Below are 25,251 nucleotides of genomic sequence, written 5' to 3'. Positions count from 1 at the left end.
GCATTGGCTTGCTCTTCCTACTACAGCCTCGCGACTAATGAAAAAATTGATATTCAAATGATCAACACTTTCATTAGCCGCGCGAATTGGATGCAGCTAAAAAGAGATATTAGCTAAAATAATACACTATGAGTTATAGCTTAACATTTAAGTTAAGTAAAATTCGAATATTACTTCAACATTCAAAATAATTTTTTTAAAAAAACTTTTAGAAGAAAAGGGGCCATTTGGCCCCTTTCCTCTGAAACTGACTAGATTAGCGACGCAGACCTAAACGCTCGATTAGAGCAGTATAACCCGCGATATCTTTGCCTTTCAAGTAAGCTTGTAAGCGACGACGCTGAGCAACCATACGCAGCAGACCACGACGACTATGGTGATCTTTTTTGTGCTCTGAAAAGTGGCTTTGCAGATGGTTAATTTGCGCAGTTAGCAAAGCAATTTGAACTTCGCTTGAACCAGTGTCGTTTTCGCCGCGACCAAACTCAGCAACGATTTTCGCTTTTGCTTCAGTACTTAGAGACATAATAAACTCCAAAAATAGATATAATTGTATGTAATGAGAGCCAATCTCTAATTTAGCATCTCACAGATTAAGCGCCGCCATTCTACGCTGCTTATAAGCGCAAAGCAATAAAAGCCACTATACAGAAGGCTCATTTTCTACGACTAAGCGCTTTGGTGCAACACGCCCATCTTCACTAACCAGCGCGATACCAATAAACCGTTGCGCTTCGCCACTAGTAACTCTGAGCATATCGCCTTCTGCTAGGCCTTGTATATCCGCATGAACAGGCTGACCTAACTGAAAAAGTATTGTAGTATCTTCCGTTAAATTAACAGTAGGGAAATGGATAACCGCGGTATCCATAGGTAAGAGTAATGAATCAAGTAATGATTCAAAAGAATCTTCACCTTCATCTATTTTTGCTCTCAACGCCGCTAGCTGTTCGAGTGTGACCATTTTTTCATAAGGATAATTGGCTACTTGCAATCGGCGCAGATAAATAACATGAGCACCACAGCCTAACATCTCACCTAAATCATCAATAATAGTGCGAATATAAGTCCCTTTAGAACAATGGACTTCTAATTCTAACTCATTATTTTCTAAACCAATAAACTGTAATTCATATACGGTTATAGGACGTGCTTCACGCTCTATAGTGATTCCTTTTCGTGCATATTCATACAAGGGACGACCTTGGTGCTTTAATGCAGAATACATGGAAGGAACCTGAAGAGTATCACCGCGAAAATAATTTAAAGCATCATCAAGTTGCTGTTGTGTAAACTCAACGTTACGCTCACTGATAATTTCTCCATGAGAATCTGAAGTATCCGTGCGTTGCCCAAGGCGGGCAATAACGCGATAACGTTTATCTGAATCGAGTAAAAACTGGGAAAACTTCGTTGCTTCACCAAGGCAAATAGGTAACATACCTGTTGCTAACGGATCTAATGCCCCCGTATGACCTGCCTTGTTTGCATTGAAAAGGCGCCGCACTTTTTGCAGCGCATCATTTGAAGAAATATCAGTAGGTTTATCCAGCAGCAATACGCCATGTATATCACGACCGCTACGACGACGACCCATTATTTTGCCTCTTTATCTTCTGCATCGGCACGACGTTCTTCATCATCACGAATAACATTCGAAACGAGGTTAGACATACGCATACCATCTACTAATGAGCTATCGTATTCGAACGTCAATTCAGGAACGATACGTAAACGCATCTCTTTCCCTAGTAAAGAACGAATAAAACCCGCAGCTTCATTCAATGCTTTAATGCCATCTTTTACCATTTCAGCTTCAGTTTTTTCGCTAGCAATATTAAAAAAGGTCACAAACACTTTTCCGTATGCTAAATCCCTTGACAAATCAACACCAGAAACGGTGGCCATGCCAATACGAGGATCTTTAATTTCGCGCTGTAAGATAATCGCAATTTCTTTTTGCATTTCTTGCGCTACGCGCTGAGAACGACTGAATTCTTTTGCCATCGTTATTTCTCCTGACAATTTGGGGGGCAATAGCCCCCCATGAAAGATGAATTCTTAAAGAAATAAAAGAGATTAGCCGTCAATAGAACGTTTAATTTCAATTATTTCGAAGACTTCAATCATATCGCCGACACGGACGTCATTGTAGTTCTTAACACCGATACCACATTCCATACCGTTACGAACTTCACTCACGTCATCTTTAAAGCGACGTAGTGATTCCAACTCGCCTTCGTAAATAACCACGTTATCACGTAGAACACGGATCGGATTATTACGTTTGATTGTACCTTCTGTAACCATACAACCAGCAACTGCGCCAAATTTAGGTGATTTAAACACATCACGAACAGAGGCAAGACCAATAATTTGCTGTTTGTATTCAGGTGCAAGCATACCGCTCATCGCTTGTTTGATTTCATCAATCAAGCTATAGATAACTGAGTAGTAACGTAAATCGACACTTTCACTTTCAATAACACGACGAGCAGAAGCATCCGCACGAACGTTAAAGCCAAGAATAATCGCATTCGATGCTGCAGCCAGAGTTGCATCCGTCTCAGTGATACCACCCACGCCTGAACCAATGATTTTCACTTTTACTTCGTCAGTAGATAACTTCATCAATGAGTCAGTAATCGCTTCACAGGTACCCTGAACATCTGTTTTTAGAACGATGTTCAGTTCAGAAACTTTACCTTCTTCCATGTTCGCAAACATGTTTTCAAGTTTAGATTTCTGCTGACGTGCAAGTTTCACATCACGGAATTTGCCTTGACGATACAGAGCAACTTCACGCGCTTTTTTCTCATCACGAACAACGGTTGCTTCATCACCGGCTGAAGGAACACTTGAAAGTCCCAAAATTTCAACTGGAATCGAAGGACCTGCAGATTGAACTTCTTTACCTAATTCGTTACGCATCGCACGAATACGGCCATATTCAAATCCACACAGCACGATGTCGCCTTTGTTTAACGTACCTTCTTGAACAAGGATAGTCGCAACAGGACCACGACCTTTATCAAGGTAAGATTCAACCACAACACCGCTTGCCATACCCGTATAAACTGCTTTCAGCTCTAAAACTTCAGCTTGCAGTAAAAGCGCGTCTAACAGTTCATCAATACCAGTACCGACTTTAGCAGATACGCCAATGAACTGAGTGTCACCACCCCATTCTTCAGAAATAACACCGTACTGAGACAGCTCATTTCTAACACGATCTAGGTCAGCGTCTGGTTTATCCATTTTGTTCACAGCAACAACAATTGGTACACCCGCCGCTTTAGCATGCTGGATAGCTTCAATTGTTTGTGGCATTACACCATCATCTGCTGCAACAACCAGTACAACGATATCTGTCGCTTGAGCACCACGAGCACGCATTGAGGTAAACGCGGCGTGACCTGGGGTATCCAGGAAGGTAATCATACCTTTATCAGTCTGCACATGGTATGCACCAATATGCTGAGTAATACCACCTGCTTCGCCTGAAGCGACTTTCGTCGAACGAATATAGTCAAGTAATGATGTTTTACCATGGTCAACGTGGCCCATGATGGTAACAACAGGAGCACGAGGCTCTTGAGCTGCTGAACCCATGTCACGGTCATTCATTACTGCTTCTTCTAACTCATTCTCACGACGAAGAATAACTTTGTGACCCATTTCTTCTGCAACTAACTGTGCAGTTTCTTGGTCAATCACTTGGTTAATGGTTGCCATTGCACCCATTTTCATCATGGTTTTAATAACTTGCGAACCTTTAACAGCCATTTTATTAGCAAGTTCGCCAACAGAAATCGTTTCACCGATAATAACATCACGGTTTACTGCTGCTGCTGGTTTAGTGAAGCTTTGCTGTAAAGAACTACCTTTACGTTGCTTCCCTTTATTACGACCTGAACGTCCTGCAGCACGCTCTTCTTCGCGATCTGCTTTCTCAGAAAGTTTATTACCTTTCTTTTGACGAGGTGCTTTTGCGGTACGATTACGAGAACGACGGCCTTCTTCTTTCGCGTCATTCTCATCTTCTGCAGCACGAGCATGAGTCGATGTAGTTGTGTGATAATCGCTGTCGTCTTCAGGCTTAGCAACCACAGGAGCGGTCCATTCTTCGCCTTTTTCAGCAGCCATTTTACGCGCTTCTTCGGCAACGCGAAGAGCTTCTGCTTCAACTTTACGCTGTGTTTCTTCTTCAGCTTTGCGCTTCAGCTCCGCAGCTTCAGTTTCACGGCGTTGTTTTTCGGCATTGCTTTCATTTGCCTTGCCTGGTTTTTGATGATTTTCGCTTGGTTTCACTTTTTCTCTTTCCGCTGCTTCGCGCGTAGCTTTATCAGCTGCTTCACGTTTTGCTTTATTTTCGGCATCACGTTTAGCGTTTACTTCTGCTTCACGTTTTGCAGTTTCTTCTGCTAATCGTTTAGCTTCAGCTTCGCGCTGTGCTTGCTCTTCCGCTTCACGCTGCGCCTGTTCTTCCGCGTTCGCTTGCTCAGCGTCACGGCTCACATAAGTGCGTTTTTTGCGGACTTCAACATTTACCGATTTGCTTTTGCCACCGGTGACGGGGACACTCAACGTACTACGAGTTTTACGCTGTAGTGTCAATTTGCTTGGCTGCCCCGCCACTCCGCCTTGCTCGCGGTTCAGGTGGTTCAGTAAAGCTTCTTTTTCTGACTGGCTAACAGAGTCATTTTCACTTTTATTGAACCCTGCTTCAGCAAATTGCTGTACCAGACGATCAACTGTGGTTTGAATTTCTGTTGCTAATGTTTTTACAGTTTCTGTCATGCCGTTCCTTCCTGCTACAGTGTTTACGCATCGTTACCGAACCAGCAAATATTACGCGCGGCCATAATGAGTGTACCTGCGGTCTCTTTATCCAGACCTTCGATATCAATCAGGTCGTCGATGCCCTGCTCAGCAAGATCTTCCAGTGTACAGATTCCACGAGTAGCCAAAGTATAGGCAAGAGTACGATCCATACCTTCAAGATTCAACAAATCTTCTGCTGGCTGATTATCACCGAGACTCTCTTTTTGAGCCAATTCTATAGTGGTGAGGGCCGCTTTTGCTCTATCTCGTAGAAGTTCAACGGTATCGGAGTCAAGACCGTCAATTTCCAGAAGCTCTTTGATTGGCACGTAAGCCAGTTCTTCTAACGTCGAGAAGCCTTCTTCAACAAGTGTAGTGGCGAACTCTTCATCAATATCAAGATGCTTGGTGAATGTATCAATAGAAGCATGTGCTTCTGCTTGATGTTTTGCATTTAGCTCTTCATCGGTCATGACATTCAATTCCCACTTGTCATCACCACGATGTAATTTCAGTAACTGAGCCGCTAAGCGAACATTTTGTCCATTACGTCCAATTGCTTGCGCTAAATTACTACTTTCTACGGCAACATCCATTGTACATTTGTCTTCATCGACAACAATAGATGCAACATCAGCCGGAGCCATTGCATTAATCACGAATTGAGCAGGGTTATCATCCCACAATACAATATCAATTCGCTCGCCGCCTAGTTCACTAGACACCGCTTGAACCCTTGCACCACGCATACCAACGCAAGCTCCGACAGGGTCGATACGCTTATCGTTAGTTTTTACCGCAATCTTAGCACGAGAGCCAGGATCACGAGCCGCAGCTTTAATTTCTATGATTTCTTCGCCAATTTCTGGCACTTCGATGCGGAATAATTCAACCAGCATCTCAGGGCGCGAACGGGTCACAAAAAGTTGTGCTCCACGTGCTTCTGGACGAACATCATACAGGACTCCGCGGATGCGGTCACCTGGGCGGAAATTTTCACGTGGCAACATATCTTCACGCAAAATCACAGCTTCAGCATTGTTACCAAGATCTAATGTGATATTTTCACGATTAACCTTTTTAACTTGCGCGGTGATAATTTCACCTTGTTGCTTGCGAAATTGCTCTACAACCATTGCTCGTTCAGCTTCACGCACTTTCTGAACGATGACTTGTTTTGCCGTTTGAGTCGTAATACGGTCAAATACAACTGATTCGATTTGGTCTTCGACATAACCGCCCAGTTGAAGTTCAGGATCTTCAAACTGTGCAGCTTCAATTGTAATTTCACGCGTTGGCATTGTCACTTGATCAACAATCAACCAACGACGAAACGTGTCAAAATCACCTGATTTACGGTCAATCTCTACACGTACTTCAATTTCTTGCTCGTATTTCTTTTTGGTTGCTGTCGCAAGCGCAGTTTCCAGAGCCTCGAAGATTTTTTCACGAGGGAGGGATTTTTCGTTAGAAACCGCTTCAACAACAGCCAGAATTTCTTTGTTCATCCTAGTTGCCTCATTGAACTTAATTAAAAGTGGGGTACCAAGTTAGCTTTCTGGATGTTGCCCAGGGCGAACACCTCATCCTTACCATCTACAGTAACCGTTATCATTTCACCGTCAATAGCCTTGATTATACCTTGCCATCTGCGGCGGTTCTGCATTGCTATACGTAAAGTTAAAGATATTTCTTCACCGAGAAAGTGCTCATAATGAGCGATAGTGAATAATGGACGCTCAAGCCCTGGCGACGAAACCTCAAGGTTATAAACAACAGCGATTGGATCTTCGACATCCAATACTGCGCTTACCTGATGGCTTACATCAGCACAATCATCGACATTGATGCCTTCTTCACTATCAATGAAAATGCGCAGTGTCGATGTACGCCCACGAATAAACTCTAAGCCAACAAATTCAAAGCCTAGTGCTTCCACAGGTGCTGAAATCATCTCTGTCAATTTTTGTTCTAATGTGGACAAGCCCACCCCCAGACATAAAAAAAGGGCTATAAAAGCCCAGTTAATTCGGTTGTCAAATAACAAAAAACCCCGATTTCGGGGTTTTAAGTAACTGGACCCTGTGTGCACGTGTAGTGCACGGGTTCACCATATGCTTAGTATATCTTGAAAGTCTAGACAAATCGATGAGAAATTCCGACAATTATTTTTTAATAACTAGATAATAACTAAAATTGATAACAACAATTGCTAGCTATACTAATAAATAATTATATCTGACAAGATATGCTGACTAAGATATGGTTGCGGGAGCCGGATTTGAACCGACGACCTTCGGGTTATGAGCCCGACGAGCTACCAGACTGCTCCATCCCGCGTTCGAAAACGTGTCGTATTCTACACAGATAACTTATAAATCTCAAGTTATCTTAAAATAATGGTGCCGAGAACGGGACTTGAACCCGTACGCCCGTTTTGTAGGCACTACCACCTCAAGGTAGCGTGTATACCAATTTCACCACCTCGGCACTGAGGTGAGGCTACTAATTGACTTAATAACCTCTAATTCTTTATTTTACTGCTTACTGCTTTTGATGATGACTATAAGCCTTCATCCGGAATTATTCACACTTAACGAGGAATATCGCTCGTTGGTGTTGCTGGTGCTGCCGGAACGTCTGTTGGTTGCTCGACTTTTGCCGGTTCACTAATGTTTTCCCATTTACTACCTGTTCCGTATTTGTTGGCAGTCATATTGCCAAGCACTAAACTGATAATGAAAAACACAGCAGCCAAAATTCCAGTCATACGGGTCATAAAGTTACCTGAGCCCGATGAACCAAACAGTGTTGCAGAGGCACCCGCACCGAATGATGCACCCATATCAGCACCTTTACCTTGCTGTAACATAACTAGGCAAATAAGCCCAATAGACGCTAGCAAGAAAATAATTAAAAGAGCTATATACATTTGAGTTACCTATTCAGTTACGGTCCATAGCGCATTGCTATGACCTATATCACTGCACACCTGCTCAATTATTTTTAACTATTTCGCTTAAAGCTACTTTTGAGGAAAGCGCTTTAACGAGATTGAGCAGGTGCGAATACTAACCAAAGCTGAGCTGACAAGCAAGTCTATTTTGACGCGATTTGGTTATTTGCAGAAAAAATAATCAAAGCTGTAAAATAATGCTCAACCACACCCATACTTCACCTTTTTCAATATTTTAATCGCGTCTTATAAGCAGACGATTAAGCAATGACTAAGGTTAGCGAAAAAATTAACCCGCCGCTTTTACTGCATCAGCAATCCGATTTGCCATTTCCGTAACTTCGGCCTCGTTTTCGCCCTCAACCATCACTCGAATCAATGGTTCAGTACCTGATTTTCTCAGTAAAACGCGACCTTTTCCGGCGAGTTCTTTTTCAACTTGCTCATAAACTGCAATCACACTATCACTTTGCAGCGGGTCATGTTTACCTTTGAAGCGGACATTCACCAAAATTTGAGGTAATAATTTCATACCACTACACAGGTCATGCAAACTCATATGATTACGCACGATTGCACTAAGCACTTGTAGCCCAGCAACAATGCCATCACCCGTGGTCGTTTTATCTAATAAAATAATATGCCCAGAATTTTCAGCGCCCATACGCCAGCCTTTCTCTTGCAATTTTTCAAGCACATAGCGGTCACCCACTTTCGCTCTATCAAAAGGAATGCCGAGTTGTTTTAGGGCAATTTCTAATCCCATATTACTCATCAGAGTTCCAATTACACCACCTTTTAGCTGGCCTTGGCGTAATGCTTCACGAGCAATAATATACAGAATTTGGTCACCATCAACTTTGTTACCTTGGTGATCAACCATGATAATCCGATCGCCATCACCATCAAATGCGAGGCCAACATCTGCTTTTTCTGCTAATACTTTGGCTTGTAGCATGCGCACATCAGTTGCACCACATTCTTCATTGATATTGATACCATTAGGATCGCAACCAATTGTAATAACCTCAGCCCCTAGCTCACGAAAAACATTTGGCGCAATGTGATAAGTCGCACCATTTGCGCAGTCAATCACAACTTTCAAACTCGCAAGGCTTTGTTCACTTGGGAACGTACCTTTACAAAATTCAATATAGCGACCAGCAGCATCTACAATACGGTTAGCACGGCCTAACTCAGCAGACTCAACGCAAGTAATTGGTTTTTCCATTTCAGCTTCGATAGCTTCTTCAACTTCATCAGGCAATTTGGTGCCATCGATTGAGAAGAACTTAATGCCGTTATCATAATAAGGATTATGAGATGCAGAAATAACAATTCCCGCTTCTGCGCGAAATGTACGCGTTAAATAAGCAACCGCAGGTGTTGGCATGGGGCCTGTGAATGAAGCAGATAAGCCCGCTGCGGCTAAACCAGCCTCTAAAGATGACTCCAACATATAACCAGAGATACGCGTATCTTTACCGATAATAATTTTGCGAGAACCATGGCGAGCAAGTACTTTTCCCGCAGCCCAACCAAGTTTTAAAACAAAATCAGGTGTAATTGGGCTATCACCCACTTTTCCACGTATACCATCGGTACCAAAATATTTACGATTACTCATACGCTAACTTTTCCTTTTCTGACAGAGTCATCTGAACGACCTGCATTGCTTGTACAGTTTCTTTCACATCATGAACACGAATTATGTGCGCGCCTTGCATGGCAGCGATTACTGCGCAAGTCAGACTACCTGCAAGTCTATCTTGCGGTGGAACATTCAATAATTGCCCAATCATAGATTTTCGTGACATTCCTGCCAATAGCGGAAGTCCTAAATTATGAAACTGTTCTAAGTTTGCCAATAACTGATAATTATGCGACAGGTTTTTACCAAAGCCAAAGCCTGGATCGAGTATTATTTGCTGTTTATCAATCCCGGCACTGACACAACGCTCGATTTCAGCCATTAAATAATGTTTAACGTCATACACCACATTGTCATAATCAGGTGCGTCTTGCATCGTTCTTGGCTGACCTTTCATATGCATAATACAAACGGGCAGGCCTGTACTAGCGGCAACTTCAAGTGCATGAGGTTCATGTAATGAGCGAATATCGTTAATAATATGCATGCCTGCTTTAGCCGCTTCGTCCATCACTTGCGCTTTCGACGTATCCACGGAAATCCATACATCAAATCGCTGAGCGATTGCTTCAACAATAGGGATCACTCTTGCTAATTCTTCATCAACAGAAACCTCAGCTGCGCCTGGGCGCGTTGATTCTCCACCAATATCAATAATTGCTGCGCCTTCTTGAACCATCTTAGCAACATGTTCTAAAGCATCATGATAACGATTATGGGTGCCACCATCTGAGAATGAGTCAGGAGTAACATTCAAAATCCCCATCACTTTCGGTGTAGACAAGTCAAGGACACTTCCTCTTGCTTTGATTTGCATTATTATTTTACCTTAACGTAAAAAACCCCAGAGACCTGGGGTTTTATTAGCATCTAACTTTTCACGATAATTTACTGTGGCTTATTATCGTTATTATTATCTGATGATGTTGATTCATCAGCGTCATTCTTTGGTTCTACAGAACTCTCGTTTGCACTTGGTTCTTCAGAATTATTTTTTGGCTCTTCAGATTGAGGTTTAGCCGCTTGCTCAGTTTTCGCTGCACCTTTACCAAAGGTACCCGTCACATTGCTCACTTTTTTGTCTTCATCCCAACCTGCAGGTTCACGCACTGGACGACGATTCATTAAATCATCAATCATAGGCATATCGATAGTTTCATATTTTAACAATGCATCTTTAGTTGCATGCAAGATATCGATATTGTCTTTCAGTGTTTTATAAGCCAATTGGTAACAATGGTCCAAAATAATTTTGATTTCTTCATCAACAATACGTGCTGTTTCATCAGAAATACCAGAACCATTACCCGCAGAACGACCTAAAAATGCTGGGCCTTCTTCTTTTGCATATTGCATTGGACCTAAACGATCAGAGAAGCCCCACTGCGTTACCATGTTACGTGCTGTATTCGTTGCAAACTGAATATCAGATGACGCACCGGTAGTGACTTTTTCACGACCATAAATCAGCTCTTCAGCAATACGGCCTGCATACGCAGTTGCAATCATACCTTCAAGCTTCAAGCGGCTACGGCTAACTTCATCACCTTCTGGTAAGAAGAAAGCAACACCAAGCGCTTGTCCACGAGGAACGATTGTTACTTTATGAACAGGGTCATGCTCAGGCATCAAATGACCGATAATCATATGACCACCTTCATGATATGCCGTCGATTCTTTCTGTTCTTCGGTCATCATCAAGGAGCGACGTTCAGCACCCATCCAAATTTTGTCACGCGCTTTTTCAAACTCAACCATGGAAACAACACGCTTATCAGCACGTGCAGCAAACAATGCTGCTTCGTTTACCAAGTTTGCAAGCTCCGCACCTGAGAAACCAGGCGTTGCACGCGCAAGGATGAAAGTATCAACACTTGGGTCAATCGGTACACGACGCATATGAACTTTAAGAATTTGCTCACGGCCACGGACATCCGGTAAACCAACAACAACCTGACGGTCAAAACGACCTGGACGTAATAACGCAGGGTCAAGAACGTCTGCACGGTTAGTTGCAGCAATAACGATAATGCCTTCGTTGCCTTCAAAGCCGTCCATCTCAACCAACATTTGGTTCAGTGTTTGTTCACGTTCATCGTGACCACCACCAAGACCAGCTCCACGTTGACGACCAACAGCATCGATTTCATCAATAAAAATGATACAAGGCGCTGCTTTTTTCGCTTGTTCGAACATATCACGAACACGAGAAGCACCAACACCCACAAACATTTCTACGAAGTCGGAACCCGATATTGTAAAGAAAGGAACCTTAGCTTCACCAGCAATCGCTTTGGCGAGCAATGTTTTACCCGTTCCTGGAGGTCCTACCATCAGGACGCCTTTTGGAATTTTACCGCCAAGCTTTTGGAAACGCGCTGGTTCACGTAAGAATTCTACAATTTCGCCTACTTCTTCTTTTGCTTCATCGCAACCTGCAACGTCTGCAAATGTTGTTTTGATCTGATCTTCTGTCAGCATACGGGCTTTACTTTTGCCAAATGACATTGCCCCCTTACCGCCGCCACCTTGCATTTGGCGCATAAAGAAGATCCAGACACCAATCAACAGAAGCATTGGGAACCAGGAAATAAAAATTGATGTTAGTAAGCTAGGTTCTTCTGGTGGTTCACCAACAACCGTCACTTGCTTGTTCAGCAAAGTGTCTAACAACTTCTCATCCTGCATAGGAAGATAAGTTGTATAGCGGCTATTATCAGCTTTTCTGACGTTTAGTTCACGACCAGTGATACGAACTTCACGTACCTGATCCTGAGCCAACTCATTGATAAACGTAGAATAATCAACTCTGCGACTATTCGAGTCGCTTGGGCCAAAACTCTGGAACAAGGACATCAGAACAACTGCGATGACTAACCAGAGAATCAGGTTTTTCGCCATGTCACTCAAGGGATTAACCTCATATTACAACTGTGTTAACAAATAACGCTCAGGTTACTAAAGTTTTAGTCCTGTCGCTACAATGTATACTTCACGCGATCGTGCCCGCGAAGATTCGGGTTTACGAACTTTTACTTTCGTAAACAGGGAACGGATATCCCTAAGGTATTCATCAAAGCCTTCTCCCTGAAATACTTTGACAATGAAACTACCCCCAGGTGCCAGTACCGCACGGCACATATCCAATGCTAATTCAACCAGATACATAGAGCGAGGGATATCAACTGCAGGTGTCCCACTCATATTTGGCGCCATGTCAGACATGACTACCTGTACTTTTTTATCACCAACGCGTTCTAACAAAGCACCAAGCACTGCCTCATCACGAAAATCTCCTTGTAGGAAATCTACGCCGACAATTGGGTCCATAGGCAAAAGGTCACATGCGATAACTCGACCATTATTACCTATTTGGCTGACTACGTATTGTGACCAACCACCAGGGGCTGCTCCTAAATCAACAACGGTCATACCTGGTTTAAAAATTTTATCACCTTGCTGGATTTCTTCCAGTTTAAACCATGCACGTGAGCGTAGCCCTTTTTTTTGTGCTTGCAGAACATATTTATCACTAAAATGCTCTTGCAACCAGCGACTTGAGCTTGCCGTACGTTTTTTATTGGCCATTGCACTTTCCAACTATACTAATAGAAATATATCTATATTACTGCTTCTTTACCATCAAATAGATATAATTGATGGTGATAGATATCAGATGGCGGTAGAATAAGCCTTTTTCAATACTAACCAAGCAAATAATCGATGAAACTTAATAAAAAGCAAAATCAACACCTGAAAAGTCTCGCTCACCATTTGAATCCTGTTGTCATGATCGGTAACAATGGATTAACAGAAGGTGTATTAGCGGAGATTGAACTCTCTTTAGCACACCACGAGCTTATCAAAGTCAAAATCGCAGGCGAAGATCGTGATACTAAAACTTTGATCGCTGATGCAATTGTTCGTGAAACCGGTGCAGTAAATGTACAAGTCATTGGTAAAATACTTGTTCTTTACCGTCCTTCAGCGGATCGTAAAATCATTTTACCTAAATAATCACGCTTTATTTATATAAAAATGCCATTGAGCGCATGCTTTATATGAGGAAAAAGGCCGCCTGCGGCCTTTCTCTTTAAATCAGTAAAATAATATAACCAATTCAGTGAAATAGGAATCAGATATACTCAACTTTAAGAACTTCAAACTCTACATCACCGCCTGGCGTTTTAATCGAAACCGCATCATCGACGACTTTACCTACCAAACCACGCGCGATCGGCGAATTTACTGAAATTTTATTAATTTTAATATCAGCTTCGTCATCACCAACAATACGATAAGTCAGCTCTTCATCTGTATCGACATTCAATACGGTTACCGTCGCGCCAAAAATCACACGTCCAGTATTAGTTAATTTCGTAACATCAATGACTTGAGCATGTGAAAGTTTAGCTTCAATTTCTTGAATACGGCCTTCACAGAAGCCCTGCTGCTCACGAGCCGCATGATATTCCGCATTTTCTTTTAAATCGCCATGTTCTCGTGCATCTGCAATCGCAGTAATAATTTCAGGGCGACGGACAGATTTCAGATACTCGAGCTCTTCTCTAAGCTTATCTGCACCAAATACCGTCATTGGAATCTGTTTCATTGATAAATACCTCTGATTCAATCCTATAAAAAATAAGTATCTTCCTGATTTTGTAACAACAGTACACCGAACACCGCTGCAATACAGGGGGGTTCTTATTATCTATTAGGTGTAAATAACTCAATCAGACTAAGTTACTGACTTATCTTATCATAATATTCGCTATTTTAACTTAGAGTTAATCGCGGGTCATCGTTTACTTTATAAGGCATTACACTTTAGTATGTACAGTATGTCTAGCCTAATGCGTGAAATATATGCCGTTATTAACTTTAGCCAGAAAATTGATCTTCACTTTAGGAGTCGCCGTGACTACCACACAGGCGCTAGCTGTTCCTATTGATGACTATAAACAATATCTACCGGATGGCACTAATCTTGCTCTGGTCGCGCAGAAAGTCGGGAGTAATACCCCTCTTATCGATTATAACGCTCAACAAATGGCGCTTCCTGCCAGTACACAAAAAGTTGTTACCGCCCTTGCCGCATTACTACAGTTGGGTCCTGATTATCGTTTTGTGACCAATTTTGAAACCAGTGCAAAGCTAAATGATAAAACATTAGCGGGTGACCTTGTTATCCGATTTAGCGGTGATCCAACATTGACGCGTCAACAAATTCGCAATATGGCTAATGCATTAAAACAAATTGGTATTCAAAAAGTTGAGGGGGATTTAATTGTCGATATCTCAGCATTTGCCAGTCATGATAAAGCTCCGGGTTGGGTGTGGAATGATATGACCCAATGTTTTAGTGCTCCTCCTGCCGCTGCAATCATTGATAGAAACTGTTTTTCAGTGTCACTCTACCCTGCTGAAAAAGCAGGTGAGATGGCTTATATAAAAACGGCAAATTTTTATCCCGTGAATATGTTTAGCGAAGTGAGAACACTCGCTAAAGGCTCTACTGAAGCACGCTATTGTGAGTTGGATGTTGTTCCCGGCGAACTTAATCGCTACACATTAACCGGCTGTTTAATGCAAAGAAGTGAGCCTTTGCCTCTCGCATTTGCCGTGCAAAATGGTGCAAGTTATTCAGGGGCAATTGTTAAAAATGAACTCACAACAGCGGGTATTGAGTTAACAGGACATGTGAAGAAAAGAACTCAACTGACACCACAATCTCAAGTCCTCGTAAAAACAGAATCGAAGCCTTTACATGATTTATTAAAAGTCATGTTAAAAAAATCAGACAATATGATCGCCGATACTGTTTTTCGCACTATTGGCCGAGATTATTATGGTGTTCCAGGTACCTGGCGTTCAGGTTCTGATGCCGTAAGGCAAGTTCTAAAGCAAAAAGCAGGTATTGATATCGGCAATACCGTTATGGTCGATGGCTCAGGATTATCACGTCATAATCTGATTAGCCCCGCAACCATGATGGAAGTTTTACAATTCATTGCCAAAAACGATCAACAACTTGATTTTATCTCAATGCTACCTTTGGCAGGACATGATGGCACATTGCGTTATCGTGGTGGTTTTGATGAGGCAGGTGTAAATGGTAAGGTTTCTGCAAAAACAGGCGCATTACAAGGAGTCTATAATCTTGCTGGCTTTCTAACGACAGCAAGTGGGCAACGCGTTGCTTTCGTACAATTTATCTCGGCATATGCAGTTCCACAAAGCCAACAACGTAGCCGACGAGTACCGCTGGTGCGCTTTGAAAGTCGATTGTATAAAGATCTTTATCAAAAAAATTGATCCTATCCTTAGATAAGATCCAATAAAAAAGGCGCAATTCCTAATGTTACATACGGAATTTTGCGCCTTTTATTTATCGCTAATGCTAATTAGCTGGTATTAACTATTTTTGGTAGATGAACTCGATACCTTCATCGTCTTCTTCGTCCCAATCATCATCCCAGTCTTCATCAACTTCTTCAGCTTCAGCCAATTGCTCTTTATGATAGTCATCCCACATAAATTCAATTTTTTCTGGTTGCAGCTCATCTTCTGTTGTTAGCATATTACGTGGTTGAGTATTCATGAACTCCATGATATCCCAACATAATGCTTTGACGCCTTCATGATTTACGGCAGAGATCATGTAGTACTTCTCTTCCCAACCCATGGCTTTAGCGATCTCAGCAGCACGTTTTGCTGATTCTTCTTCACCTAAAATATCAATTTTATTGAAAACTAACCAACGCGGTTTTGCGGCTAATTTTTCGCTGTATTTTTCTAGCTCACCGATGATGATCTTCGCATTTTCAACAGGATCAGTTTCATCGATTGGACAGATGTCGATCAAATGCAACAAGACTCGGCAACGCTCTAAATGTTTAAGAAATTGAATTCCTAAACCAGCACCTTCAGCAGCACCTTCGATCAAACCTGGAATATCAGCAACCACAAAACTTTGTTGGTTATCCATGCGTACAACACCCAAGCTTGGTACTAAGGTAGTAAATGGATAATCTGCAACTTTTGGTTTTGCTGCTGAAACAGAACGAATGAAGGTTGATTTACCCGCATTCGGCATTCCTAACATACCGACATCCGCTAATAGCAGCAATTCTAACATGAGTTCGCGTTCTTCGCCTTTGGTACCCATGGTACGTTGACGCGGAGCACGGTTTACTGATGTTTTAAAGCGAGTATTACCAAGGCCATGAAAACCGCCCTTAGCAACCATATGACGCTGTTCATGACGAGTCATGTCACTAAGTACTTCATTAGTACCAAGATCGCGTACACGCGTTCCTACAGGGACTTTAATCGTGATATCTTGACCACGTCTACCTGTACATTCACGGCTTTGGCCATTTTGACCACGTTCCGCGCGGAACGATTTTTCAAAACGGTAGTCGATTAGCGTGTTGAGGTTTTCATCTGCCTGTAAATAGACATCACCACCATCACCACCATCACCACCATCAGGCCCGCCTTTTGGGATATATTTTTCACGACGAAAGCTGACACAACCATTGCCGCCATCTCCCGCCACAACCAATATTTTGGCTTCATCTACAAATTTCATTATTTTTCTCCGTATCTAGCCATTATAGAGCTGGATGGCAGTTTTACCCAGAGATGGCGTATTTTAAATATAAAAAGCCCCGCAAAAAGTTTTGCAGGGCTTTAATTCTAAATTAAAAGTCAGAAAACTTATTCAGCTTCGATACTGATAAATTTACGATTATTAGGACCTTTAACTTCAAATTTAACTTTACCGTCCGCCAGAGCGAACAGAGTGTGGTCACGGCCACAACCTACGTTGCTACCTGCGTGGAACTTAGTACCACGTTGACGAACAATGATGCTACCTGCTAATACAGCTTCACCACCGAAACGTTTCACACCCAGACGTTTAGCTTCTGAGTCGCGACCATTACGGGTCGAGCCGCCAGCCTTTTTATGTGCCATTAATCTGCTCTCCTAATCTTAAGCGATGCCAGTGATCTTAACATCAGTGAACCACTGACGGTGACCCTGTTGTTTACGGCTATGTTTACGACGACGGAACTTGACGATTTTAATTTTCTCGCCACGACCGTGTGCAACCACTTCCGCTTTCACTTTAACGCCTTCAACGACAGGAGCGCCGATTTGGATCTCGTCGCCATTAGCTACCATCAGAACTTGATCAAATTCAACAGTTTCACCTGTTGCGATGTCCAGCTTTTCTAGGCGGACAGTTTGACCTTCGCTAACTCGGTGTTGTTTACCACCACTTTGGAAAACCGCGTACATATTAACTCCGCTTTCCGCGTACTCGCTAAATATTTCAATTCCAGAGCACGCTATAAAATATTCACAATAGGGCGCGAATTCTACGCAAAAAAGCACCAGAACACAAGCCAATAATGCAGTCAGATTATAAAAAATACGACTTTTTTATCAAGACTCTCTTTTTGAGGCCGATTTATCATTGATAACTCAAATTGTTACTTATTTAAACATTTTTTGCATTACACCTGATAATCTTATAATTAATAGTGTTATGCTTACGCCATACATGTGCTATCGATTTCCCTTTTTTGTATTCAGGGAATGAACTAAAACTAATAATATGAATAATTTACGATGAATTTAGAATCTATTATTGAACTAACAACTGAAGATATGTCAGCGGTTAACGAAGTGATCCTCAGCCAATTGAATTCAGATGTCGCGTTGATTAATCAGCTTGGTTATTACATCGTGAGTGGTGGTGGAAAAAGGATCCGTCCGATGATCGCGATACTCGCAGGTCGATCCTTAGGTTATTCAGGCCAAAAACACATCCAAGTAGCCGCTTTAATTGAGTTTATCCACACAGCCACTCTATTACATGATGATGTTGTCGATGAATCAGATATGCGTCGAGGAAAACAAACGGCAAATGCAGTTTTTGGTAATGCTGCAAGCGTACTAGTTGGCGACTTTATTTACACTCGATCCTTTCAAATGATGACGGATCTTGATTCAATGCGCGTGCTCAAATTGATGTCTGAAGCAACTAATGTGATCGCTGAAGGTGAAGTATTACAGCTGATGAACTGCAACGATCCTAATATTACTGAAGAAAACTATATGCAAGTTATCTACAGTAAAACGGCGCGTTTATTTGAAGCTGCGGCGCATGCATCAGCAATTTTAGCCAATGCAACACCTGAACAAGAGAAAGCTTTACAGGATTATGGTCGTTACATTGGTACTGCATTCCAATTGATTGACGATCTGCTTGATTATGACGCTGATAATACCCAGTTAGGTAAAAATACAGGCGATGATCTTGATGAAGGGAAACCTACATTACCTCTTCTCCATGCTATGCAACATGGTAATGAAGAGGAATCAGCTTTAATTCGCCAAGCAATTGAGCAAGGGAATGGGCGTCATTTATTAGATACTGTGCTTGCAACAATGAAGCGTTGTGGTTCATTAGAATATACCTATGCACGTGCTCAGCAAGAATCTCAAAAAGCGGTTGATGCTTTAAGTGTGATTGAAAACTCAGTATATAAAGACGCATTAGTCAGCCTTGCACAGGTTGCTATCCAGCGCCACTCATAGGTTAGCTATTTTTGTTTAAAAAAGGGTGAAGCTATTTCACCCTTTTTTCTTCCTCTTCTATTCGGGCAAGAAGTGATGATAGCCCATATCGTAAAATATATTTTACGATAGTATTGCGCTCAGTTTCCGTTAATTGGTAGTAAGCTTCTGACCATATTTGTAAGGCGTCCGTCCTTTTGCTTTGGTAAGGCGCAGGAGGTTCACCAAGACTTAATTGACCTTGTATTTCCCCGGGTAAACTCTCGGCATAGTACTCTACCGCCTTTCCTTGAACGCCTCTTTTCCGACGATTTTTCCAGCCTTCTCTTCTTGCCATCAAGTTAACCCCTTGAGGCGAAGTTGGAAGACCCTCTAATCCTGCTAACTCTTTCGCAGTGAACCACAATTTTTTCATATTTTCACATTCACGCTTATATTATGAAACTAGCTGCTGTAGCTATAATAAATTATTATCTGTTAAGGCATTTTAGGCTAAAGATAATATTGTTTTTATAAATTAATTATTTTCGTCTTAATGTTCTGCTAATTATTTTTTATTAATTAAATCAACTAATGCTAGAGCACCTTCTCGTATAATAAAGGCTAAGATAAGCGCTCGTTCATCACTAGAAAGCTGGTTATATACTTCTTGCCAAATAGATGAGTTATCATTACGTTTCACTTGGTAGATAGCCGGCGTTTCATTGGCAAAGTGATGTTCAAAAATATCGATTGGCAAAGAACTAACATGATATTCCAAAGCCTTTCCTTGGATACCTTTTCTTTTACGACTAATCCAATTTTCTCGCCTTGCCATAGCATTAACACCTTGAGTTGTCATTGGAAGTCCTTGTAATCCAACTAACTCTTTTGCCATTAACCACTCCTTATACATAACTGACCCTCCTAGTCATGATGGCAACTTGTTTACAGTTGCTGAAAACTATCTATATTTTCTTAAAACCTCGTTGAATCATTCTTCTTTTTATTAGTACAAAATAATATATAAAGCATATATGTTATTTATATTTTAATTTCTTTTAATAACAGCTAATTAAATAGCGTAACCGTTAATAGCCAAGACAAAATTCATAAAAACTATATAGGTATTATATATACAAGTAAGGACAACCGTTAAATACGTCATTTACACAACTAACTAATAATAGTTAGTTTTACTTTCAAAGCATTAGCTTATTTCACAATTATCATTTCCAAGTTTCTATATATTTCATAAAAACAACGATAGTTTCATAAAACTGAATTTTAAGAAAAATTTAGAAATCTTTTTGAGAAAATTCTGTTATTTTATTTCCAATAACAGGGAGATTACACTGAATGTATCACAATACCCTGTTACATGTACCACTAACTCTACATGATTCTGAGTGAAAAAAGGACTAAAAAATGATTTTACGGAAATCCGACTGGCATCCAGCAGATATCATCGCAGCTTTACGTAAGCGTGGAACAACACTCGCCGCAATTTCTCGAGGAGCAGGATTAAGCTCTTCAACACTTGCAAATGCACTTTCACGACCTTGGCCTAAAGGTGAGTGGATTATTGCTAATTTTTTAGGAATACACCCATCAGAGATTTGGCCAAGCCGTTATTATGACTCAATTACAGGTGATTTATTAGAAAGGAAGGTTAGAGAGCGGTCACCTGATTTAATCTGAGAATAGGCAAAGACAAAAGCCGTCAGTGATATGCCATTTTGAGGTTGTAGTACACAGAAATACGGCTTTTATCTTTTGACTGTCTTTAGACATGACTTCATTTATAGCTAATAATATAAAAAATGACTTAACTAATATGATAAATTTATCTAACAGACAAATATATTCATTCTTAAAGGTATTTAGGCGCTATATCTAAGTATGAAATTATAAAGACTATGTGGGATGTGTAATATCATTCCAGTTTTAAGACATTTCATATTTTAAAGCTTATCGTTATCTCGTTATGTTATAGCGGTTGAATCATAATGATCAAGTCATCGCTATCTAGCATCTTTCAATCAAATGAAAATTTTTTAAAAATAAAAAAAGGTTGAGCTTTAAGTATAGAGGCTCAACCTTAGTTATAAACGACACATTTTAGGACAATTTATAAGAATTGCTCATGAGCAATTCATTTATCAATATTAATTATTGATAAATTTTTCACCTAACTCGATATCGCCTTTCAATACATCTAACATTTCAGTCAGTGCTTTTTGTTCAAATGCGCTTAGTTCACCGATAGGCAAGTGTTTTTCAATACCGTTTTTACCGAGCAGAACAGGTTGAGCAAAGAAACGTGCATGTGCACCTTCACCTTCTGTGTATACGCACTCAACAACATTGCTTTCGCCTTGCAGTCCACGGATCAATGATAAACCCAGACGTGCAGCTGCTTGCCCCATAGACAAAGTTGCAGAACCGCCACCTGCTTTAGCTTCAACAACTTCAGTCCCTGCGTTTTGGATACGCTTAGTTAGCGCTGCCACTTCTTCATCAGTGAAGCTAACACCTTTCACTTGAGACAGTAGAGGCAAAATGGTGACACCAGAGTGGCCACCAATAACAGGCACTTCAATTTCGTGTGTTTTTTTGCCTTTTAATTCAGCGACAAAAGTATTAGAACGAATAATATCCAGTGTAGTCACACCAAATAAACGGTTTTTATCATAAACGCCTGCTTTTTTCAGCACTTCTGCAGCAATTGCCACAGTGGTATTAACTGGGTTAGTAATAATCCCAATGAGCGCTTTTGGACAGGTCACCGCTATTTGTTGAGTCAGATTACGTACGATGCCTGCGTTAACATTAAACAGGTCAGAGCGATCCATTCCTGGTTTACGCGCAACACCCGCAGAAATCAGAACAACATCAGCACCTTTTAGCGCTGGAGTGGCATCTTCACCGGCAAAACCAACAACCTTAACATCTGTTGGGATGTGGCTAAGGTCGGCGGCAACACCTGGAGTAACGGGTGCGATGTCATAGAGAGAGAGTTCTGAACCTGCTGGAAGCTGATTTTTGAGAAGAAGGGCTAGAGCCTGACCGATACCACCTGCTGCACCTAGGACTGCAACTTTCATTCTGAAACTCCTTAAATTGTACTTTCAAAAATATGAATTCATCTAATTATGCACTAAACACATTACGTATAAAAAACAATTTATTAACAGATATAGAGAGATATTAACGCGAGATAATTTGTATACTAATTTTCACTATTCTAAACAAATTCCTTATCTGTTAATGAGATAACGGGCACTTTTTTAACAAATAGTTTTTCTCACTATTGTATTTCGCACAATAAGTTGTTTTCGCTGTTTATTATTCGAACAAAGACCAGAAAATTAACAATATTCTCACAATTTTCTCAGGTAAATTTATTAATACTCTATATTATATTTTCACATCGCTAATTTAATATAAGCCAGTTTTTGTCGCTGTAAAATATATCACTTAAATCGTAAAAAATTAATTCCTTGCTGCTTATAAAACGGTCATAACGCAATTTTGTTGCATAAAAATGCACATTTACGGATAATACAACTTAGTTTAATGCCAAAGAATGGGTTAATTATGCGTACACCGTCTAAACAAGAAGACTTGGTTAAGGCTTTTAAAGCCCTACTTAAAGAAGAAAAATTCAGTTCTCAAGCCGAGATAGTGATTGCGCTTCAAGAACAAGGCTTTGATAACATTAATCAATCTAAAATTTCCAGAATGCTAACTAAGTTTGGCGCGGTTCGCACGCGTAATGCAAAAATGGAAATGGTTTACTGCCTACCATCAGAGCCTGGCGTTCCAACAGCAACGAGCCCACTTAAAAATCTTGTACTTGATATTGATTACAACCACTCGGTTGTAGTGATTAGAACAAGTCCTGGTGCAGCCCAACTTATTGCACGTTTGTTAGATTCTTTAGGTAAAGCAGAAGGTATCCTTGGTAGTATTGCAGGTGATGACACTATTTTCTCTACCCCAGCGAATAATTTCACCACTCTTGAACTTTACGAAGCAATATTAACGCTGTTTGATCAAGAGCTTTAAATTCACACAATGCATTTTCCAAGTGCTATCTCATTATTACCATTGAGATAGCGATTAAAGAGGGGGAAATATCATTTTCCCTCTTTTTGTTTATCAAAGTTAGTTACGCGAGTTAATACAAAATTAATTATTTAAATCACATGAAAATAAATAATTAATTGAGTTATAAATCATAAGATTGAGATTATATTGTGATATTTGAGATCTTTAGAAACATCGTACACTACGGTTTCCACTTTCTGGTTCCGATTCTTTTTGGCTATCTATTTTGGCGAAAAAATTGGAAATTAGCATCATTAATCATGATATCGACGATGGCTATCGATTTAGATCATTTACTGGCGACGCCAATTTTTGATCCTAATCGTTGCGGCATCGGTTTTCATCCTATGCATACGGTTTGGGCAGCAATTGCCTATGTTTGCTTATTTTTAATACCATCATGGAAACTAAAAGCAATCGCAGTAGGTTGTCTATTTCACTTATTCACTGATTCACTTGATTGTTATATGGGAAGTTTAAAACAAGAAACAACGATCTCTTTTTTGAATTGTGGAAATGGAAATGGAAGTGAAAGTCTTTGGGATAGAGCTTTAAAAATTAAATAAATCTTTAACATAGAAAAACACCCCAAAGTGACTATCCAACTTTTGGGGTGTAGTTTAATATTTAGCGAGGGCTTTGTTACTTATAAGCGCTACTCTTCTATTTCAATATCAGCCTTGCTCTTCAAACCCGCCAGTAATTTGCCATGAATGCCACCAAAATCACCGTTACTCATGACAAGGATATAGTCTCCTGGCTGAGCAGTTTCAATGACCATATTAGCCAAAACATCAATATCTGCACTCCAACGCGCAGGTTGCACACAATTTTCAGCAATATCCGTAACCATCCAAGGAATATTAGCAGGTTGGAATAAGAATACTTCATCAGCGCGACCTAATGCAGGCGCAATATCATTTTTATTGATCCCCATTTTCATGGTATTCGAACGAGGTTCAAGTACGGCAATGATACGTGAAGTACCGCCAACTTTGCTGCGTAATGCTTCTAACGTCGCTAAAATTGCTGTTGGATGATGGGCAAAGTCATCATAAACATTAACACCAAATTCAACACCACGTAATTCAAGGCGACGTCGTGCGTTAATGAATTTATCTAAAGCAAGGCAAGCTTCTTTGGCCGGTACTCCAACATGGTGCGCAGCAGCAATCGCCATCAAACCATTTTGGATATTATGATTACCAACTTGAACCCAATTCACTTCACCGACACTTTGTTGTTGATAGTAAACTTCATAATGGCTGCCATCATGATTTAATTTTTTAGCTTGCCACTCGCCACTGTCACCTACTAGCTCTTGTTCGCTCCAACATCCCATACCAATAACCTGTTTTAGGTTACTATCATTGTCTGGCATGAAAATTTTTCCACTACCCGGCACGATACGCACCAAGTGATGGAATTGCTTTTGAATCGCTTCTAGGTTTTCGAAAATATCAGCATGATCAAACTCAAGGTTATTTAACACCAAGGTTTTTGGGCTGTAATGCACAAATTTAGAGCGCTTATCAAAGAAAGCACAATCGTACTCATCAGCCTCAATAACAAAAAATGGGCTATCACCGATTTGAGCAGAGACTTCAAAGTTACCCGGTACACCACCGATTAAAAAGCCTGGTTTGTAGCCACAATCTTCGAGTATCCAAGCCAACATACCTGCTGTTGTGGTTTTTCCATGAGTACCAGCTACTGCGAGTACCCAACGCTCAGGTAAAACATGTTCATGTAACCATTGAGGACCCGATGTATATGGTAAGCCTCTTTCTAATACTGCTTCAACACAAGGGTTACCACGTGTCATTGCATTACCAATAACAACCATGTCAGGCTCAGGACTTAGCTGAGCGGGATCATAGCCTTGAATAAGTTCAATACCTTGTTTTTCAAGCAACGTGCTCATCGGTGGATACACATTTGCATCCGAGCCTGTGACTTTATAGCCTAAAGAACGAGCCAATATTGCTAAGCTTCCCATAAAGGTGCCGCATATCCCTAAAATATGTATGTGCATTATGTTTCATCCAATAGCATGAGGTTTGTCACCATTCTACCCATCAATAGCCGCTTTATAAATGCATTAACCTATTAATCTTTTCTTTATTTAGTTAAA

General features: G+C 40.9%; 25 protein-coding genes and 2 tRNA genes. 6 read left to right on the top strand and 21 right to left on the bottom strand.

The window, feature by feature from the left end:
* Window positions 1-256: 256 nt before the first annotated feature.
* The 13 genes from rpsO to rlmE form a co-directional block, all read right to left on the bottom strand.
* Window positions 257-526, bottom strand: coding sequence for a 30S ribosomal protein S15 (gene rpsO, locus ACTH6U_RS03400; protein ID WP_294104162.1), 270 nt, complete (start codon window positions 524-526; stop codon window positions 257-259).
* Window positions 527-643: 117 nt separating this feature from the next.
* Entirely contained in the window at window positions 644-1,597 is a 954-nt protein-coding gene (gene truB, locus ACTH6U_RS03395; RefSeq protein ID WP_294104164.1) for a tRNA pseudouridine(55) synthase TruB, read from the bottom strand.
* Window positions 1,597-2,007, bottom strand: a complete 411-nt coding sequence (rbfA, locus tag ACTH6U_RS03390) for a 30S ribosome-binding factor RbfA (protein ID WP_294104166.1) — start codon at window positions 2,005-2,007, stop codon at window positions 1,597-1,599. Before rbfA ends, truB begins: the two co-directional genes overlap by 1 nt.
* Window positions 2,008-2,079: 72 nt before the next feature.
* Window positions 2,080-4,800: a translation initiation factor IF-2 gene (infB, locus tag ACTH6U_RS03385; protein WP_294104168.1), complete on the bottom strand. Its 2,721-nt coding sequence runs from the start codon at window positions 4,798-4,800 to the stop codon at window positions 2,080-2,082.
* A 23-nt stretch (window positions 4,801-4,823) separates the two neighbouring features.
* Entirely contained in the window at window positions 4,824-6,332 is a 1,509-nt protein-coding gene (gene nusA / locus ACTH6U_RS03380; RefSeq protein ID WP_294104170.1) for a transcription termination factor NusA, read from the bottom strand.
* Window positions 6,333-6,355: 23 nt separating this feature from the next.
* On the bottom strand, window positions 6,356-6,808 hold the full coding sequence (gene rimP, locus ACTH6U_RS03375; protein ID WP_294104432.1) for a ribosome maturation factor RimP: 453 nt from the start codon (window positions 6,806-6,808) through the stop codon (window positions 6,356-6,358).
* Window positions 6,809-7,087: 279 nt separating this feature from the next.
* Window positions 7,088-7,164: transfer RNA gene (locus ACTH6U_RS03370), tRNA-Met, on the bottom strand.
* A 60-nt stretch (window positions 7,165-7,224) separates the two neighbouring features.
* Window positions 7,225-7,314 (bottom strand) — tRNA-Leu (locus tag ACTH6U_RS03365).
* Between the two features lie 103 nt (window positions 7,315-7,417).
* On the bottom strand, window positions 7,418-7,756 hold the full coding sequence (gene secG / locus ACTH6U_RS03360) for a preprotein translocase subunit SecG (RefSeq protein ID WP_294104171.1): 339 nt from the start codon (window positions 7,754-7,756) through the stop codon (window positions 7,418-7,420).
* 313 nt (window positions 7,757-8,069) lie between these two features.
* The gene (glmM, locus tag ACTH6U_RS03355; RefSeq protein ID WP_294104172.1) at window positions 8,070-9,407 is read right to left on the bottom strand and encodes a phosphoglucosamine mutase; all 1,338 of its coding nucleotides are present in this window, start codon (window positions 9,405-9,407) and stop codon (window positions 8,070-8,072) included.
* Window positions 9,400-10,248, bottom strand: coding sequence for a dihydropteroate synthase (gene folP / locus ACTH6U_RS03350; protein ID WP_441828911.1), 849 nt, complete (start codon window positions 10,246-10,248; stop codon window positions 9,400-9,402). The genes glmM and folP overlap by 8 nt, the downstream gene beginning before the upstream one ends.
* Window positions 10,249-10,319: 71 nt before the next feature.
* Window positions 10,320-12,332: an ATP-dependent zinc metalloprotease FtsH gene (gene ftsH, locus ACTH6U_RS03345; protein ID WP_294104174.1), complete on the bottom strand. Its 2,013-nt coding sequence runs from the start codon at window positions 12,330-12,332 to the stop codon at window positions 10,320-10,322.
* A 57-nt stretch (window positions 12,333-12,389) separates the two neighbouring features.
* Complete coding sequence (gene rlmE, locus ACTH6U_RS03340) at window positions 12,390-13,019, bottom strand: 23S rRNA (uridine(2552)-2'-O)-methyltransferase RlmE (protein WP_294104175.1); 630 nt, start codon at window positions 13,017-13,019, stop codon at window positions 12,390-12,392.
* Window positions 13,020-13,154: 135 nt separating this feature from the next.
* On the opposite strand from rlmE, the gene yhbY reads away from it, so the two are divergent.
* Window positions 13,155-13,448, top strand: a complete 294-nt coding sequence (gene yhbY / locus ACTH6U_RS03335; protein WP_294104176.1) for a ribosome assembly RNA-binding protein YhbY — start codon at window positions 13,155-13,157, stop codon at window positions 13,446-13,448.
* Window positions 13,449-13,566: 118 nt separating this feature from the next.
* Here the strand turns inward: yhbY and greA are convergent, their stop codons facing one another.
* The gene (gene greA / locus ACTH6U_RS03330; protein WP_336429338.1) at window positions 13,567-14,043 is read right to left on the bottom strand and encodes a transcription elongation factor GreA; all 477 of its coding nucleotides are present in this window, start codon (window positions 14,041-14,043) and stop codon (window positions 13,567-13,569) included.
* 257 nt (window positions 14,044-14,300) lie between these two features.
* Between greA and dacB the strand changes: the two genes are divergently transcribed.
* On the top strand, window positions 14,301-15,749 hold the full coding sequence (dacB, locus tag ACTH6U_RS03325; protein ID WP_336429340.1) for a serine-type D-Ala-D-Ala carboxypeptidase: 1,449 nt from the start codon (window positions 14,301-14,303) through the stop codon (window positions 15,747-15,749).
* A gap of 103 nt (window positions 15,750-15,852) precedes the next feature.
* Here dacB and cgtA read toward each other — a convergent pair whose 3' ends face one another.
* The 3 genes from cgtA to rplU form a co-directional block, all read right to left on the bottom strand.
* Window positions 15,853-17,028: an Obg family GTPase CgtA gene (gene cgtA / locus ACTH6U_RS03320; protein ID WP_294104180.1), complete on the bottom strand. Its 1,176-nt coding sequence runs from the start codon at window positions 17,026-17,028 to the stop codon at window positions 15,853-15,855.
* 128 nt (window positions 17,029-17,156) lie between these two features.
* Window positions 17,157-17,414 (bottom strand): 50S ribosomal protein L27, encoded by a 258-nt coding sequence (gene rpmA, locus ACTH6U_RS03315; RefSeq protein ID WP_219244886.1) that lies wholly within the window; start codon window positions 17,412-17,414, stop codon window positions 17,157-17,159.
* Window positions 17,415-17,432: 18 nt separating this feature from the next.
* On the bottom strand, window positions 17,433-17,741 hold the full coding sequence (gene rplU, locus ACTH6U_RS03310) for a 50S ribosomal protein L21 (RefSeq protein ID WP_294104188.1): 309 nt from the start codon (window positions 17,739-17,741) through the stop codon (window positions 17,433-17,435).
* Window positions 17,742-18,074: 333 nt separating this feature from the next.
* On the opposite strand from rplU, the gene ispB reads away from it, so the two are divergent.
* Window positions 18,075-19,046, top strand: a complete 972-nt coding sequence (gene ispB, locus ACTH6U_RS03305; protein WP_294104190.1) for an octaprenyl diphosphate synthase — start codon at window positions 18,075-18,077, stop codon at window positions 19,044-19,046.
* Window positions 19,047-19,077: 31 nt separating this feature from the next.
* Here the strand turns inward: ispB and ACTH6U_RS03300 are convergent, their stop codons facing one another.
* Window positions 19,078-19,440, bottom strand: a complete 363-nt coding sequence (locus ACTH6U_RS03300) for a DNA-binding protein (RefSeq protein WP_294104192.1) — start codon at window positions 19,438-19,440, stop codon at window positions 19,078-19,080.
* Window positions 19,441-19,572: 132 nt separating this feature from the next.
* Window positions 19,573-19,920 (bottom strand): DNA-binding protein, encoded by a 348-nt coding sequence (locus tag ACTH6U_RS03295; protein WP_294104194.1) that lies wholly within the window; start codon window positions 19,918-19,920, stop codon window positions 19,573-19,575.
* 512 nt (window positions 19,921-20,432) lie between these two features.
* Between ACTH6U_RS03295 and ACTH6U_RS03290 the strand changes: the two genes are divergently transcribed.
* On the top strand, window positions 20,433-20,705 hold the full coding sequence (locus tag ACTH6U_RS03290; protein WP_336429347.1) for a helix-turn-helix domain-containing protein: 273 nt from the start codon (window positions 20,433-20,435) through the stop codon (window positions 20,703-20,705).
* Between the two features lie 467 nt (window positions 20,706-21,172).
* On the opposite strand, the gene mdh is transcribed toward ACTH6U_RS03290, so the two are convergent.
* Window positions 21,173-22,111 (bottom strand): malate dehydrogenase, encoded by a 939-nt coding sequence (gene mdh, locus ACTH6U_RS03285; RefSeq protein ID WP_294104198.1) that lies wholly within the window; start codon window positions 22,109-22,111, stop codon window positions 21,173-21,175.
* 493 nt (window positions 22,112-22,604) lie between these two features.
* On the opposite strand from mdh, the gene argR reads away from it, so the two are divergent.
* Window positions 22,605-23,075 (top strand): transcriptional regulator ArgR, encoded by a 471-nt coding sequence (argR, locus tag ACTH6U_RS03280; RefSeq protein WP_294104200.1) that lies wholly within the window; start codon window positions 22,605-22,607, stop codon window positions 23,073-23,075.
* A gap of 191 nt (window positions 23,076-23,266) precedes the next feature.
* Entirely contained in the window at window positions 23,267-23,683 is a 417-nt protein-coding gene (locus ACTH6U_RS03275) for a DUF6122 family protein (RefSeq protein ID WP_441831581.1), read from the top strand.
* An 89-nt stretch (window positions 23,684-23,772) separates the two neighbouring features.
* Here ACTH6U_RS03275 and mpl read toward each other — a convergent pair whose 3' ends face one another.
* Window positions 23,773-25,152, bottom strand: a complete 1,380-nt coding sequence (gene mpl, locus ACTH6U_RS03270; RefSeq protein WP_294104202.1) for a UDP-N-acetylmuramate:L-alanyl-gamma-D-glutamyl-meso-diaminopimelate ligase — start codon at window positions 25,150-25,152, stop codon at window positions 23,773-23,775.
* Between the last annotated feature and the right edge of the window lie 99 nt (window positions 25,153-25,251).

This window comes from Providencia sp., assembly GCF_052096715.1.
Lineage (GTDB): Bacteria > Pseudomonadota > Gammaproteobacteria > Enterobacterales > Enterobacteriaceae > Providencia.
Note: the sequence above shows the minus strand (reverse complement) of the source record. Positions and strands in the feature narration are given on the sequence as shown.